This window comes from Stenotrophomonas sp. 86428_Sma (genome assembly GCF_056481585.1).
On record NZ_CM151156.1, the window covers coordinates 1406445 to 1421928 of the forward strand.

The window sequence follows — 15484 nt, forward strand, 5'->3', positions numbered from 1 at the left end:
GCATTGCCAAACAACCAATAAAAAAATCCCCCGCCTGGCAGGGCGAAGGATTTAAGGAGAAAACATGCGTATAGATAATATTCCATCAGTTGGGAGTTCTGTCAACACCTCAGGACACTTTGAGCCAAGTAGGCGTTATTCACGCGTGCGCGGCGCGCCAGCCAGTGCGGCTGTTGCCTTGGAGAACGACGCAAACACAGCCTCCTTGGAAGAGGCTAGAATCAAGCAAAGGGAAAAGATCGAAAAAGAGTGGGTTGCTGCGCACGAAGTCGATTCACGAGGTAAGGTCAAACCGCCTTCGCTTGAGTATATTTTTGGAGGCCAAATCACATCAGGAAAAATTGGCAAGTGGGCTTGCCAGTCAACTGAAGCGTCAGGGGCAATAATTCACAAATGGGATGGAACTTATTGGAAGGCTGTAAGCACTGATGTAGGGATCGGCGTAGCCTCCCAATGGCTGAAAAACAATGCAAAACACGCTGTGAGCCAAAAAAGAGCAGCTTCATGTTGGGAACATGCAACCGTGGACTTGAGAAGCCTCAATCCCCTGCCTGTCCAGAGCGACAAACGAGCCATCGTTCCTTGCGCTGACTACTACATTGAAGTCCTGCCCGCAGGATTTCAGGCCCTGAAGCCTGATCCTTGCCTGGGAATGACACATGCAGTTCGCATCCAGTGTGGCGCTTCAGGACACCGCCCCTACAACACTACGGCACTGCCAAAAACGTCAAAGTTTGCGCAGTTCCTGGAACGTGCATTGCCTGATCCTGAGGTTCGCGAATTAGTGCAGGAACAATGTGGAATGACGCTGTTGCCAGGCAATTATTCAAAAGCTGCGTGGTGGTATGGCGCAGCCGGGTCAGGTAAATCTACGCTGGCAGAGCTCGTTGAAGCGATGCACCGGCAGTCTGTTCGCTTGAGCCTAGAGGCCTTGGGTGATCGCTTCAGTCTTGAGCCGCTCGTAGGCGCAAGCCTGATCCTCGTTGATGAGGTGGAGTGTGAGCGTTGGGCAGAAGGGCGCTTCAAAACGCTTGTTTCAGGCAATGGCATCGGCATAGATCGTAAAAATGAAAAAGCCCTCGCTAGCTATCACTCTAAAGCGAAGTGGCTGATTACAAGCAACAGTGCTCCTTTCGTTCGCGACAAATCCGATGGTGTGTGGCGTCGTCTTACGGTCGTGCAATGGAACGTTGTCATCCCCGAGAGTGAGCGCATCCCTGACTTCCAGAAGACCATCCTTGAGACTGAAGGCAAGCTAGTCCTAGACTGGATGCTTGAAGGTGCAAGGCGTGTTGTAGCTCGCGGTCGTCCGCTGTCTGATCATGAGCTACCTGAAGCTGCCAGAGCCGCTAAAAAGCGAGCTCGCAACGGCTCTGACAGTGTCCGTGCGTGGGCAGATGAAATGCGTGTTGTCTCTGAGCCTGGACACTGGGTTCAACTGACTGAAATCTACGCAGGCTATGAAGCCTGGTGCGGACTTCAGGGCTATCAACCAGGTGAAATCCTTACACCACGCCAGTTCTGGCGCGGTATGTCAGAAGCTGGGCTGGTCAACCCCGCTCATAAATCAAATCGCAGGGTTGGAGGCAAGCAGGCGGACTTCTATGAAGTGATGATCTGTGGCCGTGCTACTGAGCAGATTAGAGAGTGGGCAACGACAGAGCAAGTCTCTTCTAGTGACAAAGCAGAAGTTGAGCGCGGCGTGGTCTTCTCTTCATATCAGGCGTGGAGTCAGAAGAGGGTGGAGCTATCGCTCATGAAGCCGTCAGAAGTGCTGAATAAATCGGCATTCTGGGAAGCGATGGTTCAATCTGGAATGATCTGCTATCAGCCTTCGGGTGCTTGCGATGAAGCAAAATGCGCGCTAGAAATCCTGGGCTCAAAGCAGTATGAAAAGCTCACAGACGCAGAGGCCGGGCAATGGACCTAAAGCGAACGCTTGCCCGGCTCATTGAGATGATGTTCAAAGGTGATATTCACAGTTTCCTTGGAACATGCTTGCGCAAGCGCAGATGCATTGATGGTGCCAAACGTGCCCACTTCGACGCCATCAATCCTGATCGAACGTTTGTCCTTTGGCCCACCTTTGACAAGTAGCGGGCAGGCAGGCGATGGAACGTTCTCGTAAGTGATGCTGTAGCCCGCAAGGCGCTTCGCGCCTACATCGATAGGAACCAGGTCCACGGGTCCCCATCTGCTCTGCAAGTGGCCTGCTGAGTCCACCATTTTTGCGGGCACAAGCTTTTCATCGATCAGCTTGCCAGGAAGACCTTCATAGTGACCTTGTGGCATTCCCAAGGATCGCTCTGCACTGGCTGTCAGAGACGCTAAGTCACTTAGCTCCTCATTGACCCGCCTTTTGTCTGTTTGACCTGCTAGAGCCAGAATGCTCGCGGTCACTACTAAAATTACGCTTGTTACAAGCAAGAATTCAATCAGTGAATTGCCTGATTGCTTCATTTCACGCTCAGCTGTCTGTAGCGACTTATCGTTGCAGTAAGCACACAGATCCCCAAGACGACAAACCAGGTCACTATGTGCGTGTCCAGTAGGGAGTCGCTAAATGCCAGTGGTCTCATCAACCAGGCGGCAACCCCCGCAACCGCGCTAATGACTGACATGGTGGCCGTGAATACAAGTAGGCGCTTGTCATCGAATGAATTTATGAAAAACCATACGAGCGAGAAATGAAGTAGCCCAAAAGCTATTCCATAAATCAGTGCTTCATAAATGTTTGATATGTCCATACATTACGAATAGCCTCAATACTAGTTTTCGTCAAATGATAAGACGAGCCCCTCCTGGGAGGGGCTTTACATGTGTTGTTTGGATGTTTCGGTCGCACCCGAAACAGCACTCTACAAAGCGTAAAAAAAGCAGGTGACTTCATAATTTCTTCAATTTTAAAGTTGAGCACCATAAGTTGAGGAAACTGAATTAAATATGATTGCTATGTTGAATTTGTCAATACACTGTTGCCAATTCAAAAAAAGGTCTCATAGTTATTACTAGGTATTTGGCAGTGGATATTTAATGAAATGTAATCAAGAGGCATATGAAGAGGATGCAATAAGCGCAGCTGATGCTCTGGCTGCTAGCGAATGCTACTTGCTGCGTCCCGCAGGATCTGGATACACCGCCTCCATTTATACAGGTGTCGCTGATGGCGTTCGCCTTGTATCTCTCCATGAAATTCAAGAACTGATCAGTAGCGGCGTCTTGATTGCGATGGCGGATCCGCATGGCTTCTAAAAAGAAATCTAAGCCACGGGGCAGCACGGCAACGAAATATGATGACTACGCCCAGGTATATGCTGATCGCGTCATCGCGGCGCTTCAAGAAGGAACTGCCCCTTGGATCAGACCTTGGAGGGCCGGAGTATCACGGCCACCAGGTGAGGGAATGCCTTACAACGCAATCACAGGCAAAGGATACTCAGGCGCAAATGCCATGATGTTGCTGATGATGCAGGGTGCTAATGGATACACAGACGACCGCTGGCTCACATTTAAGCAAGCTGCGGATCTGGGTTGCCATGTCCGCAAAGGGGAAAAATCAACAACGTGCGTCAAGTGGATTGAGGCCGTAGACAAAGAGGAGGATGCCGATCCTGCTCAGAAAAAGCGGATGATCCCCATCCTTTTCTCAGTCTTTAATGGAAATCAGATTGAGGGAATGCCCGCAGCACCTGTTCGTCAACTGCCACAGGAGGCTGAGCGCCATGCTCAGTGCGATGAACTCCTAAGAGAGTCAGGCGCAATAATTCGCCACGATGGTGGCGATAGAGCTTTCTATTCCCCGCATCGCGATAGCATCCATTTGCCACCTAGAGAGGCCTTCAAGTCAACTGATAACTTCTACGCTACCGCACTGCATGAGCTGGGGCACTGGACCGGCCACAAATCCAGACTTGACCGCGATTTAACAGGAGCGTTCGGAAGCGAGAGCTACGCAAAAGAAGAACTGCGCGCGGAAATGGCGTCAATGATGATTGGCGAGCGTCTTGGTATAGGTCACGATCCAGGGCAGCACGTAGCTTATATAGCGTCGTGGATCAAGATCCTGAAAGAACATCCCCGAGAAGTTCTATTGGCGGCAAAAGACGCTGAGGCTATAGCCGGTCACTTGGGTGTTGCAAAGTTTGAGCACGAGCCTACAAAACCGCTTGAGAAAACGGCTGAAATAGACAGCCCGCCGCCAGCTTTGATCGCAAAGCAAAAGTCCAGGGGCAGAGGTGTGGAGTTGGCTATATAGCTGGTTGACACGTTGCCAATCCAAATTAGCCTGATGGTATACGTTTAAATACGGTTATCCAGGGAGGCAATATGGTTCGTCAGCTTTCATTCGATTTCGAGGGTAATGGTCTTGAGGCCCTTCCCTCGATCAGTCCAGGTGCGGTTTTGCGTGCTTGTCATAAGACAATCACAGAGTGGCGCAAGTTCGACTATTTGATGCGTCGTTCTCCACCTCCACTGACCCTGCTGGGATACGTCATGGAGGAAACAGGTCAAGATGAAGAGCAGTGTGCCGCCGCTCTGGAAGCCGCTGACGATGCGGGCCTTATCTTCTACATGCCTGGATCGACGGTCATCAAAATTCAGCCAGCGGGCCTCTATCTTTTAGCGCTGGAGCTAGTAGACGAGGACGAGAGGCGTTCTCTTGAAACCCTTCGCCTGAATTGATCGTTAAATTGCATCTTTCCGGGCCAAAAACAACGCTTGGCCTATTGATTTCCCCTTTGCGACCTTTTACGATGCAGGTGTGGTTTAATCGTAATTAATTCCTCAAGGGGCAATTCAATGTCTGCACAGAAGGCTGAAGCTCAGGGCAAGAAGCTGGATAACCTGGCTGCTCAAAAGAAGAAGTTGCTGGAAGAACTCCAGAAGATTGAAGCTCAGGAAAAGCAGGAGCTTCAGGCGGAAGCTGAAAGCGCACACGCAAACATCGTGAGCCTGCTGTCTGACTTCGCCGATTACTTCGATGCACGCCAGAAGAACGAAATTGCCCGTTTCGTTGGCGGCGGTGCCTCACGTCCGGGCCGCAAGGCTGGTTCTTCCAACGCCTCTGCTGGCACCCGTGGCCCTGTCGCGGCAAAGTTCAAGCTGCCCAGCGGTGACACCTGGAGTGGCCGTGGCCGCACTCCCACGACCTTTGCGGAGTGGGAAAAGTCGGATGAGGCCAAGAAGTGGCGTGATGCCAATCCAGGCCAGAAGTGGCCTGCTGCCTAAAATCAGTTTGCTTCACTTAGAGCCCGCCACTGGCGGGCTTTTTTTATTATTTGACTTTAAGAAGCTGGTCCCAGCGGGTGGTATATGCCGGTGACAGGTGCTTTTGATTCATTGCCCAAACAGGCACCGCAAATTCGCTTCCTCGACGCATTTTTGCAGCTGACGCGAAGGTCATTGCACCCCGTCCGAACTTGCGGTTGGCAGCGTCCAGGACTTCCATCATCTTTGCTGAGCGCGGATCAGGCCTTGCGAAGAGGTCCGCCTGCACCTGATCGCTGGCTGTAAGATCAAGCAAGCCAACGCCCGCTTTCTTGTAGCGGTAGCCAGGACGATGCATTGCCTTGACCAGGGCTTGCGCCACCATCAGCACTTCACGAGTGTCAGCGGTGGGCGCGATGAAGTTGAACGCCTTGCTAGGGTGATACTGCGCTGCGTCTTGCTTGAAGGGATTTGTATTCATCCAGACCCATACGCCAGCAGCCTTCAGTGATCGATTGCGAAGCTTTTCCATCGCTCTGATGGCGAACGTGGCAACTGCCTGCTGTAGATCAGCTAGCTCAATCACTTCCTTGCCGAATGATCTGCTCACCACAATCTGCTGTCGATCAGGCTCTTCTTCGAGCAGATCAGAACACATGACCCCCTGAAGCTCCCGTTGCGTCCTGGCAAGCGTGACGCCATAGCGCGAGCGCAGAGTCTCTGGATCAGCGCGCACCAGATCTCCTGCAGACATGATGCCGTCCGCTCCCAATTTGGCCGTGAGCTTCCGTCCGACTCCCCACACATCTTCAACAGCAAAAGCATCGAGTGCAGCAGCACCAGGTAGTGTCGTGATCACACCATCAGCTGTGCTCTTTGCCCGCTTGTTCGATAGCTTCGTCAATGTCTTTGTCGGCCCGATGCCAACGCAACACGGGATTCCAGTCCATTTCATAATTCTTGCCCTGGCCTCTTTCGCAATGCGCTCTCTGTCACGCGGCGCAATGCCATCTAAGGATATGAAGCTCTCATCGATGCTATAGACCTCTACCTGCGGAAACAGGTCCTGCAGAATGCTCACGATGCGTCCGCTAATGTCACCGTAGAGCGCGAAATTGGCAGACTGAACTTTGAGTTGGCGTCGAAGTCGTGGCTCAACTTCATGTATGGGTTGACCCATCCTGATGCCCAGTGCTTTGGCCTCACTGCTGCGTGCAATCGCGCAGCCATCGTTGTTGCTCAAGACAACGACAGGTTTGCCGCGCAACGAAGGATTGAAGATACGTTCGCAACTGGCATAGAAGTTGTTGCCATCCACAAGGCCTAGCATGTCAGCGCCTCAGCTGCTTTCGCAGGCTCCACGTCACTACGCCCCACACATCAAGTTCCACATCCTCTGGAACCATAATTGGAGCGTTCTCCGGATTGCCAGAGTGAAGTTCAAAGCGGCCACGCACGCGGCGCAACTGCTTCACCGTGAACCCGCCCTCCCACAGCACCATCGCGATATCGCCGTGTCGTGGCGTCTTGCTGCGATCCACGACCAGGGTGTCACCCGGAAAGATGCCGAACTCGATCATGGAAGTGCCGGTGTCGGCCTCAACGAAGAAGGTAGCCACGGGGTTGTCTACGCAACGGGTGTTGAGGTCCAACAAATCCTGAGTGCCGAAGAAGTCTTCTGCAGGGCTCGGGAACCCGCATGTAACGCGCACCGGCATGAGAGGTAGAGGAAGGCATGGAGCATAGGCATCCGCAGCTCCCAGGAGGCCTGGAGGCATTGGTGGAGGGTAGGGGCTGGTAGACATGGCTGGACTCTCACGTATCGCTGACTCACCGGCTGCGACAAAGGGCACCGGGAGCGGCAGTCTAGCTCCGAATTAGTAATTTCACTAACGACTCGGTAGGATTGCCCATGGCCCTCCCACTAGCTGAACTGCTAGAAAAGCTGAATGCGTTGGAAGAAGCCCTTCCCGGCATGATCCAGGCATACCCTGACCCAGCTGACTTCTGGCCTGCATTTGCGGGCCAGGCTGATCTGATTGAGGACGAGGCTGGGCAGCACTCAGACGAAGTAGCGGGGCGCATTGATGCGATGCTCGCCCGGCACAACCTCAGGAGCGAGTGATGTGTTATTCAGCAGAAGTGTGGGCTGACTACGACACTTATGTGCGCCATTTTGGCGCTGATATCGATATCGCCGCGTTCGTCCAAATATACTTGCGACGAGCCGAGGGCGTGAAGTGGAAAATTCCCAAGGGCATGGATCTCTCCTTCAAAGACCCTAAAACGCCTGAGGAAAAGCAGATCCATGACCTCATCAGAAGCTATAACGCAGAGGTCATTGCAGCTAGCGAACAAGAGATGTTCAAGCAGTCCAAGAGAGTGGCTGACGCAGAACGAAAGCTAGCTGTCAAAGAGACGAAGGCCGCGCTGACAGACGTGCGGGTTGGCACAAACAAGGTCAAACAGATGAAGCGGTGGATTGCAGACGCCATACGATCAACTGTCAATCCTGAAAAGGACAACAGGATTTGGCCCGATTGGTATGCCCCAGTTCTCATCGTTGAGAACGGCAGAAAAATTGTCAGGCCGATGCGCTATCACTGCCGTCCAGCTGGGCATGATCCGTCAGTGGACAGGACAACAAACGGCAAGGTAAGCGGCACCTACAATGCGCGGCGCGACAACCTTACCCGGTTCTGGCGTAGGCAATTCGGCCATACCCATGGGCTCATGCTGGCAGAGCAATTTTATGAAATGGTGGAGGGGCCTGATGGCACATCGCATGAGGTCCAGTTCAATCCCAGCACTGGCGAAACCATGTATATCGCATGCTTGTGGTCACACTGGGTCGATCCCACGGGCGTCGAACCTGACCTTTATTCGTTCGCTGCGATCACAGATGAACCTGAGCCTGAGGTTGCTGCTGCGGGCCATGATCGAACAATCATCAACATCAAGCCGGAATTCGCTGACGCTTGGCTAACGCCTGATCCCAACAACCTGGAAGCGATGTTCGCTATCTTTGATGATCGCCGTCATCCCTACTATGAGCATCGGCTTGCGGCATGAAGTAAGATCGCCACGTCAATAATAAAACAGGGGTGGGGACACATGGACGATACGATGGCAAGGAAGCGGCGCATGCCGGTTCGCACATTGAACTATCTTGCGCTCCTTATGTTTGGTCCGTTCGTTGCTTACGTGGCTGCTGGAATTGCGCATGGGTTTACGCCACTCGGATCCGGGTTCTACATGCTTACGCTCAGCTACGCGCACTGGTTGGGCTACAGTCTCATTCCCTTGATTCTTGCCGCTTTGATCATGATCAAGAGTCGAGTCATCGCATGGGTTGTCATGATCTTGGGCGGAGCCTACCTGGGTTATGTAACCCAGCCGCAGCATGTAGAAGCCAGGGCGGCAGCACCTATCACATCGCCGCAGAGTGCGGCGGAAGATCGCTTGCCTATCGTCAACGCCACAGTAGAGCTACTTCCACCCGACAAGCTCGATGCCACTGTGACGCCAGAGACCATAAAGTTGATGGAAGGGCATTACATCCAACAGATCAAGGACAATGTCTCTGCGCGATCCGGTGGAGATCAGGCTGCTGTCAACGCCGTAAAGGTTACTGCCAGCACGATGCGGGTGGAAGAATCTGGAAACATTGTCTACATTACAGAGCTTGACACGTCTATTGATGCTTCAGCTGACAAGATCCCGTATAGCCTACGCGTCATCTGGAACATCGATGATGGGGCGCTTAAGAGGGTTCAGTGCGTAACTAAGAATCCCAAAGATCCTTGGCGTAATGGAGCGTGTGGATCGAAGATCGCAGAAACGTTCCGCTGGGCAGGATGGCACAAAGATTGAAGAAGAGAAAAGGGGCCTTGGTCCCTTTTTTCCTATTTGGGTATCACACTACACAATAAAGGACTACTAGGGGGCAATGTGTTTGAACAAGTTAGAGACCAATTGCAGTCCGGCGAATTTCGTGTGGAGCTCGTTGACTGTCAAGTGACTCAATGCGTTGACGACGATCCGATCACCTTCAAAGGTGTTGGCATCGTCTCTCAGAACAAGGATGGGGAGCTTGAGTTTGTTCTTGTGTGCCAAAGCACAGAAGGTCCTTACGACCGCTACGCTCTTCTCAATAATTACATTTCTGGGAAGCTCATTGGAGACGATGGGCTGTATTCAATCAAGGGCCAAGATCACAACGGGTATGAGTGGATTTCTGAGCGTCAACTCATCAACCGAAGCCATGGTCATAGCTTAAGAATTTCCGCCAAACTAAGCGAGTTGAAGACTGTGCGCTCAGTTCATGCAAACAAGAATTGCAAGGAATACTGTGGGTGGTATTTCACTGGCGAGCTAATGCTTCCATTTCGTCCGCATGATAATGATTTCGAGTGTGAGCTGGAAGGTTGGACGTGGAAGGCGATCAAAGACCATCATGGCAATGTAGAGCTTCGGTTCAATTCGCTCGCGCCTGACTTTGAAAAAAATAGCCGCTCATTTTTGACTGGTGTCAGCCTGCTCGCTGGACAATCTCCCGTGCCTTGCTGCAGCTGGCATATCAAGGGCGATAAAGAAGAAGTAACCATTCTGCCCCATGGGCTGCGCCCTCAAGGGAGTCGACTGCTTGAGTTCATCCCCAGGGAATGGATCTATCGCGGGCACTGGAACGCGTTTCTGATTCTGTGGATTAACGCCAAGTCCGATGCGACAACTAGAGATGTTCAAGAGGTCCTGTATCACTATTTCCATCGCATTTTAAAGACGTATCAAAATGACATGGAGAACAGTGTCCAGGTTATCGCTTCATCCATTGAAGGCCTTATCAGCACGTTCTATCATCTTGACAGTGACATTGACGACGAATTTTCAGCTCTTCTTGAAGACGCCATTGCCAAGATTTCTGCGAGCGATCTTGAGATAGACGACAGGGCATTGGGTGTCCTCAAGAGTTCGCTGAAGAACAGCAAGTTGCCTAAGCTGAAGGTTTCATTCCGCCGACTAATTGCGGATGGAATTTTGACTAAGGACATGCTTGATGCATGGGACAAGGTTCGGAACAAAGCGGCGCACGGCGGGCTTCTAGATCCTACCACCGATGCAACGCAGACCCACCTTGACGGGTTCTTCCAGTGCTACGAGGCGTTCAAGCGCATTGTTTTTGACGTAATCAAGTATGCTGGAACACATCGAGATTACTCTCTGAAAAATTGGCCGGTCATTGAGCCTCGCGTTGAGCCTGAGCATGAGGCTGAGGACGAAGCGGGGCAAGCTGCGGTAACAGCGTCGTAAAAGCTAATTCTGTGGGCTAGATGACCTGCGCGCTAAACAAATAAAAAAGGGGCCCAAGGCCCCCTTTTTTTCTATCTGGATATCACGCTACACAACTCTTTCGCCAGTGGCGCTACATTGATAGACCCAAACGCCGTAGGTGGGGACGGTGATCCCTTCCAGGACAAAGCTCTCTATTCCAGAGTATTTGATATACGACAGCTGGCCCGTAACGCGGCCCAGTAGGAATTCACTTCCGAACTGTGTTTTTCCTTCAATGAACCCCTCCGTTACCTTGAGGTCCTTCACTGCCCAACGCGGCCCGTTCTCAAGATCCTCGACCTGACCCGCATCGAGGTCAATTTTCCACGTCGCAGATGGTGGAACGACGAAGCCCGCTATTCCTTTTTCAAAAATGCCAGCTAAGAACGCATCTTTTTGGCGCTGCGAAGTGAACTTCTGATACTTGGGAGCGCTCACAAGCTCGCACTTCAAGTAGCTCGGCTTTGCCATTGCAATGCCAGGAGCAAGCGCAGCAGCTATGAGGAGGAATTTCGCAATATTCAAGAGACTTCCTTTTCATCTTTAAGGAACAGTGGGCCTGCTGACCCCTACGCAATTATAGGTGTGACCAGCAGCCTTGTGCGGCCCTCAGCTATCCGCTCGCGAGCAGAAGTCCTTACTGGGAGCCGTCCCTGAGTGAACTGCGCTGTCCAGCACGCTCCCATCGCCTGACAACAGCAACTGGACTTCGCTCGGAACCGCACTGCTGTCGTCAGAGCGCTCCACAAACGCTGCCACCAAGATCTGATTGCCCAGGTCATAGACCTGCCCATAGGCCAGCGTTCCAACGGCATTGGACGGAACTTGGACAGGCTTGCCATTGAGCGACAGGGCAGTGAAGCCATCCTTGCCTGCTGCCAGCTCAAGTCGGCCTGCAGACGTGTCTACGTGCTCCGTTGCTGGCAGTTCCTGGGAAGCTGAATTCCAGACGATTTGCACCTGCTTGGCCTGCCTAATCGCTTCCTGGCATCCCGGACTGGGCTTAGCATTAGCGGCGAATGATACGGATGCTGTTGCAATGCAAAAACAAATGATAGCTCGCATAACACCCTCTCTGGTTGTTGGCGAGTCGTAACCTACACCGATTCAACCGCGAGGAGTCGATAGTTTGAAAATTATTGTGCTGGCCTGGGTTCGCCCCGTCGCGGTATCATCTTCGACTCAATGGACTGGGGCTTGAAGATGAATCATATTTTTAAGGGGGTTTTGGTTGCTGCGTGCCTTGCAACTTTGCCCCTAGCTAACGCAGCTCAAGGTCAGAGCGCTTCAAGGATTGCGGATGGATCGTCTCATGCCTTTGCTGTGACTTTTGGGGCCTACGCTAACCAGGGGGATGCTGACGCCGTAATGGCGTATGTGAAAAGATCCAAGATCCCTAGTTTTAGCGAACCAACGGTCATTAATGGTCGGCCCGCCTGGAGAGTGCGCCTAGGGCCTTTTTCAACGTGGCAGCAAGCCGAGGATGCGAAAGCAAAGGGGCTGACGCTGCGTAGTGATGTTAAGGCGCAGATCATTACACTTGGTTCGACAATCAGCCCAGCGGCTCAACCAGCAGTGATGAAGGCGACGCCCGTTGAGCTCTTTCAGGCTTATTCTGAAAACGAAGTAAGGGCTGATCAGAAATACAAGCACAGACAAATTCTTGTGACCGGTCAGATACGTTCAATCCGTTCAGGGGTCGGGGATCAACCTCTTGTAATTCTCGTTGGGGGTGGTCGTTTCGAGGATGTTTACGCGCGGGATATTCCTGCTGCGCAGGCGGTTCGATTGAATAGGGATCAAGTGGTTACACTGTTGTGCGAAGGGTCCGGAACGATAGCGTCAACGCCCCAGTTAAAGGGTTGTATTGTCTATAGTCTCTAATTAAATTCATATTTCCACCTGAAAGGGCCCGATTGGGCCCTTTTTGTTTGAGTGATTAGTTGGCTCTTGCGCAATTCCAATTCTCTGTTTGTATAAAAGGTATACCTTTCAATACAATTGGAGAAACGGACGATGCGTAAATTACTGCTTGCGGCAACACTGGCACTCCCGCTTGCTTCACATGCTGTAGAGGTGTCACCTGTTGTTGCTATCTACAGTCCAAGCCAAAAGATTGGTGTTCTGTCGATCACTAACACGGACGCGACGCCAAAAACCTACCAAGTCTTTGCAGATGCCTGGACAGTAGAAAACGGTAAGCAGGAGAGGCGTAAAACAGAAGATATCCGCTTTGCCCCAAGCCTTATCACAATCCAGCCGGGTAAGCGTCAGGTCATCCGCTATCTAAAATCAAACCCGTCTGCTAGTGAGCAGGCATACCGCATCCGAGTTCAAGAAATATTAGATCCTGAAGTAGCAAAGCTCCCAGGCCTGCATCAGACCGTGAAAATCGACTCCCCTTGGTTCTGGCGACCTAAGGGCGCGCAACCTCAGCTTTCGGCAAGCTGGCAGGCAGGGAGTCTGGTTATTCACAACACCGGAAGCGCAACAGCGCAGCTTACTAATCTGACAGCTGGGCGTGAGAACAAAAACGGGCTTGTGGGTTACGTATTGCCAACGGAAGCGCTAAGGCTTCCTTTGAAGGCAAATTCTCCGCCTAGTTCAATCAGTGTCGTTGTGAATGGCGTAACTCAGGACTTGGCGGTTAGATGAAGTATCGAGCCATGGCCCTCGCCTTGGCTCTTGCTTGCCTTCCCATCTACGCAAACGCAAACGAGCCACAAGACACAGCGGATGTTCTCGCATCAGTAGTCCTCTCAGGGAGAGAGGTTCTACCTGCGCGGCTGATCAAAGCAAAGAACTCATCGATCTACTTATCAGTTGAAGATTGGCGATTACTGCCGAACCTGACGCTGCCATTGGAAGGAAAGACAGGCCTCATTTCTTCAGATGATCTGGGTCTTTCAGTGGCCTTCGATGAAGCAGAACAGGCGTTCAAAATTTCTGCTCCAGCATCGTTGATGACGCGTCAGAACCTCTCAGGAGCTCGCGGAGCGAGGGTGAAAGAAGTAGATGCGCAGCCCAAAGGAGTGCTGCTTAACTACGACATTGCTACCCGCACGAATGACTCTGGATCCTACGCGGTGAGCGGTGCTCATGATGCCCGTGTTGGCGTGGGCCCCGGCACCTTGATTACGACTGGGCAGTTGAACACAACGAAAAATCTGACTGACTACAGACGCGGCATCAGCACCTGGAACATCGATAATTTGAAGCGTGGAGTTGCTGTCCAAGTAGGCGATGTGTTCACTCCTCGCTCTGCAATGACTAGCACTGTCAATCTTGCGGGCGTTCGCGTCGCATCAGACCGAATGCTTCGCCGCGATCAAGAATTCATGCCGGTTCCGCTGATAGGCGGTGTGGCGGACACACGCAGTGCTGCAGAAATATTCGTCAACAACGACAAGATGGGCTCCCGCAATGTGGCCGCAGGCCCTTGGGATCTAGGTCGTGTGCCAGTATCGCCAGGATCAAATGATGTTCGGGTTGTTATCCGCGATGAGTTCGGAAGAGAAGAAGTAGTTAGCCAGCGCTTCTACATGACGAACTCAAACCTGCCCAAGGGCCAAAGAGAATGGGACATTGCAGCGGGGGTTGTGCGTGTCGATAGCGATACATACAGGACGCCCGCTGTCACTGCCAAAATCGAACAAGGCGTAAGCAATTATTGGACCGCAGGCGCAACTTTGCAGACGGACGGCACGAACACGAACGTTGGCCTTTCAAATCGAATCATCCTGGGCACGGCAGGCTCTGTTGCTGTTGAAGCAGCTACAAGCAACACAGCAAAGGGCGACGGAACCGCCATATCTGTCTCTTACGAATACAGAGCTCGCAACTGGGCGGCGCAAGTGGGACACACTCGCTACAGCGAGAACTACTGGCAGCTATCACAAGCCAACAAGGCTGCTGGTTCCACGCTTTCTACAACGACAACGGGAAGTCTTTCGCTGAATCCACTAGGCAAGCCTTGGTCACTCTCTCTCGCTGCCGCTCGCATTGACTACTCCACTGGTGCCAGTCGTCAACGAGTCGACCTTGCAGGGCGATACAGGAGCAACAGGAGCGAAATCGGGTTTGGCGTGGGAAGGGACTTTGAAACAAAAGAAGATGCGGTCTACGTGTCGTTCCGCCACAACTTCGGCAGCACCTCAGCCTCAATCTCCGCGAGGCAGTCGCCTGATCTGACTGTTCGGGCAAACGCTCAAGGTCAGGCAGATATCTCAAATCAGCGGGTCAGGTGGTCAGCTTCAGTAGAGGACAGGGAAAGAGGCACACGCAGCCATGTTGAGGCTTCTACGGCAACAAAACGCCTGGACGTTCGTGGTTCTATCACTGATGACGAGCGTGGCACAGAGCTCCGCACTCGCGCGCGCGGATCATTATGGATCGGGGAGGGCGGTGTCACAGCCCAACGCTACTCAACAGGTTCATTCGCGGTCGTTGAGGTCCCAGGGCAACAGGGTGTGCCAGTAGCGGGCTCGGGCGGCTTCAGTGTGAGCACTAATAAGCGGGGCATTGCGGTCCTACCGAACGTCCGACCGCTCGCTCAGTCCAGGGTGTCCATTGACACCACGGCCATTCCATTTGAAGTCGGCATAGAGACGAATGCCATGCCTTATACCGCACGCCGCTACGGCGGAGCAAAGGTCAAGTTTGATGTGGCCAGCATGAGCATGGTTGAAATACAGCTTACGGCGAATGGGAAGCCTGTCCCGTCTTCTGCTGCTGCCGTCACAAACACCGAAAGGGTGATCGTCGGTCATGAGGGTGTCGCGGTGCTAATGGATCCTAGGCCCGGTCAGAGTATTTCAGTTGAATTTCCAACTGGAGGAGCCTGTCAAGCTCAACTGCCAGCTGTTCTGCCCAGTATTAAAAATAGAATTGAACTGATTTGTCTGTAATTGACTTGCGCAACTCCAGGTTGGGGCTATAAATAAAA

16 protein-coding genes are annotated in these 15484 nt (G+C 52.4%); 11 read left to right on the top strand and 5 right to left on the bottom strand.

Going from position 1 to position 15484, the window contains the following annotated elements; translation table 11 throughout:
• Nucleotides 1-64 precede the first annotated feature (64 nt).
• Nucleotides 65-1930, top strand: a complete 1866-nt coding sequence (locus tag ACZK3J_RS06400) for a DNA primase family protein (RefSeq protein ID WP_478476590.1) — start codon at nt 65-67, stop codon at nt 1928-1930.
• On the opposite strand, the gene ACZK3J_RS06405 is transcribed toward ACZK3J_RS06400, so the two are convergent.
• Entirely contained in the window at nt 1927-2460 is a 534-nt protein-coding gene (locus ACZK3J_RS06405; RefSeq protein WP_313216937.1) for a type 4 pilus major pilin, read from the bottom strand. The two genes, ACZK3J_RS06400 and ACZK3J_RS06405, sit on opposite strands and share 4 nt — an antisense overlap.
• A 781-nt stretch (nt 2461-3241) precedes the next feature.
• Here ACZK3J_RS06405 and ACZK3J_RS06410 point away from each other — a divergent pair.
• The 3 genes from ACZK3J_RS06410 to ACZK3J_RS06420 all read left to right on the top strand — a co-directional run bounded on the left by ACZK3J_RS06410 (nt 3242) and on the right by ACZK3J_RS06420 (nt 5229).
• Entirely contained in the window at nt 3242-4255 is a 1014-nt protein-coding gene (locus tag ACZK3J_RS06410; protein WP_478476591.1) for an ArdC family protein, read from the top strand.
• Nucleotides 4256-4326: 71 nt separating this feature from the next.
• Nucleotides 4327-4683 carry a hypothetical protein gene (locus ACZK3J_RS06415; protein ID WP_164076423.1) on the top strand — a complete coding sequence of 119 codons (357 nt, stop codon included), beginning with the start codon at nt 4327-4329 and terminating at the stop codon, nt 4681-4683.
• Nucleotides 4684-4800: 117 nt separating this feature from the next.
• Nucleotides 4801-5229, top strand: coding sequence for an H-NS family nucleoid-associated regulatory protein (locus ACZK3J_RS06420; RefSeq protein ID WP_164076422.1), 429 nt, complete (start codon nt 4801-4803; stop codon nt 5227-5229).
• Nucleotides 5230-5275: 46 nt separating this feature from the next.
• On the opposite strand, the gene ACZK3J_RS06425 is transcribed toward ACZK3J_RS06420, so the two are convergent.
• Complete coding sequence (locus ACZK3J_RS06425) at nt 5276-6538, bottom strand: Y-family DNA polymerase (RefSeq protein ID WP_164076421.1); 1263 nt, start codon at nt 6536-6538, stop codon at nt 5276-5278.
• Between the two features lies 1 nt (nt 6539).
• Entirely contained in the window at nt 6540-6986 is a 447-nt protein-coding gene (locus tag ACZK3J_RS06430) for a LexA family protein (RefSeq protein ID WP_050550406.1), read from the bottom strand.
• Nucleotides 6987-7120: 134 nt separating this feature from the next.
• Here ACZK3J_RS06430 and ACZK3J_RS06435 point away from each other — a divergent pair, with 134 nt between their 5' ends.
• The 4 genes from ACZK3J_RS06435 to ACZK3J_RS06450 all read left to right on the top strand — a co-directional run bounded on the left by ACZK3J_RS06435 (nt 7121) and on the right by ACZK3J_RS06450 (nt 10518).
• Nucleotides 7121-7333: a hypothetical protein gene (locus tag ACZK3J_RS06435; protein WP_005408616.1), complete on the top strand. Its 213-nt coding sequence runs from the start codon at nt 7121-7123 to the stop codon at nt 7331-7333.
• Nucleotides 7333-8280, top strand: coding sequence for an SOS response-associated peptidase family protein (locus ACZK3J_RS06440; RefSeq protein ID WP_100451091.1), 948 nt, complete (start codon nt 7333-7335; stop codon nt 8278-8280). Before ACZK3J_RS06435 ends, ACZK3J_RS06440 begins: the two co-directional genes overlap by 1 nt.
• A 42-nt stretch (nt 8281-8322) precedes the next feature.
• On the top strand, nt 8323-9081 hold the full coding sequence (locus tag ACZK3J_RS06445; RefSeq protein WP_478476594.1) for a hypothetical protein: 759 nt from the start codon (nt 8323-8325) through the stop codon (nt 9079-9081).
• Nucleotides 9082-9159: 78 nt separating this feature from the next.
• Nucleotides 9160-10518: a hypothetical protein gene (locus ACZK3J_RS06450; protein ID WP_459018331.1), complete on the top strand. Its 1359-nt coding sequence runs from the start codon at nt 9160-9162 to the stop codon at nt 10516-10518.
• 87 nt (nt 10519-10605) lie between these two features.
• Here ACZK3J_RS06450 and ACZK3J_RS06455 read toward each other — a convergent pair whose 3' ends face one another.
• Together ACZK3J_RS06455 and ACZK3J_RS06460 are read right to left on the bottom strand one after the other, a co-directional pair.
• Nucleotides 10606-11064, bottom strand: coding sequence for a hypothetical protein (locus tag ACZK3J_RS06455; RefSeq protein ID WP_242885312.1), 459 nt, complete (start codon nt 11062-11064; stop codon nt 10606-10608).
• Nucleotides 11065-11148: 84 nt separating this feature from the next.
• On the bottom strand, nt 11149-11604 hold the full coding sequence (locus tag ACZK3J_RS06460; RefSeq protein WP_242885311.1) for a hypothetical protein: 456 nt from the start codon (nt 11602-11604) through the stop codon (nt 11149-11151).
• A gap of 138 nt (nt 11605-11742) precedes the next feature.
• Between ACZK3J_RS06460 and ACZK3J_RS06465 the strand changes: the two genes are divergently transcribed.
• The 3 genes from ACZK3J_RS06465 to ACZK3J_RS06475 all read left to right on the top strand — a co-directional run bounded on the left by ACZK3J_RS06465 (nt 11743) and on the right by ACZK3J_RS06475 (nt 15446).
• On the top strand, nt 11743-12423 hold the full coding sequence (locus tag ACZK3J_RS06465) for an SPOR domain-containing protein (protein WP_242885320.1): 681 nt from the start codon (nt 11743-11745) through the stop codon (nt 12421-12423).
• Between the two features lie 132 nt (nt 12424-12555).
• The gene (locus tag ACZK3J_RS06470) at nt 12556-13194 is read left to right on the top strand and encodes a fimbrial biogenesis chaperone (protein ID WP_242885310.1); all 639 of its coding nucleotides are present in this window, start codon (nt 12556-12558) and stop codon (nt 13192-13194) included.
• A complete protein-coding gene (locus tag ACZK3J_RS06475; protein WP_478476596.1) occupies nt 13191-15446 on the top strand; it encodes a fimbria/pilus outer membrane usher protein in 2256 nt (751 codons plus the stop codon). Before ACZK3J_RS06470 ends, ACZK3J_RS06475 begins: the two co-directional genes overlap by 4 nt.
• Nucleotides 15447-15484 lie beyond the last annotated feature (38 nt).

Bases quoted from the DNA above. Each gene is read 5' to 3' on its own strand.
- ACZK3J_RS06400 (WP_478476590.1), top strand. From the start codon at position 65: ATGCGTATAGATAATATTCCATCAGTTGGGAGTTCTGTCAACACCTCA.
- ACZK3J_RS06405 (WP_313216937.1), bottom strand. From the start codon at position 2,460: ATGAAGCAATCAGGCAATTCACTGATTGAATTCTTGCTTGTAACAAGC.
- ACZK3J_RS06410 (WP_478476591.1), top strand. From the start codon at position 3,242: ATGGCTTCTAAAAAGAAATCTAAGCCACGGGGCAGCACGGCAACGAAA.
- ACZK3J_RS06415 (WP_164076423.1), top strand. From the start codon at position 4,327: ATGGTTCGTCAGCTTTCATTCGATTTCGAGGGTAATGGTCTTGAGGCC.
- ACZK3J_RS06420 (WP_164076422.1), top strand. From the start codon at position 4,801: ATGTCTGCACAGAAGGCTGAAGCTCAGGGCAAGAAGCTGGATAACCTG.
- ACZK3J_RS06425 (WP_164076421.1), bottom strand. From the start codon at position 6,538: ATGCTAGGCCTTGTGGATGGCAACAACTTCTATGCCAGTTGCGAACGT.
- ACZK3J_RS06430 (WP_050550406.1), bottom strand. From the start codon at position 6,986: ATGCCTCCAGGCCTCCTGGGAGCTGCGGATGCCTATGCTCCATGCCTT.
- ACZK3J_RS06435 (WP_005408616.1), top strand. From the start codon at position 7,121: ATGGCCCTCCCACTAGCTGAACTGCTAGAAAAGCTGAATGCGTTGGAA.
- ACZK3J_RS06440 (WP_100451091.1), top strand. From the start codon at position 7,333: ATGTGTTATTCAGCAGAAGTGTGGGCTGACTACGACACTTATGTGCGC.
- ACZK3J_RS06445 (WP_478476594.1), top strand. From the start codon at position 8,323: ATGGACGATACGATGGCAAGGAAGCGGCGCATGCCGGTTCGCACATTG.
- ACZK3J_RS06460 (WP_242885311.1), bottom strand. From the start codon at position 11,604: ATGCGAGCTATCATTTGTTTTTGCATTGCAACAGCATCCGTATCATTC.
- ACZK3J_RS06465 (WP_242885320.1), top strand. From the start codon at position 11,743: ATGAATCATATTTTTAAGGGGGTTTTGGTTGCTGCGTGCCTTGCAACT.
- ACZK3J_RS06470 (WP_242885310.1), top strand. From the start codon at position 12,556: ATGCGTAAATTACTGCTTGCGGCAACACTGGCACTCCCGCTTGCTTCA.
- ACZK3J_RS06475 (WP_478476596.1), top strand. From the start codon at position 13,191: ATGAAGTATCGAGCCATGGCCCTCGCCTTGGCTCTTGCTTGCCTTCCC.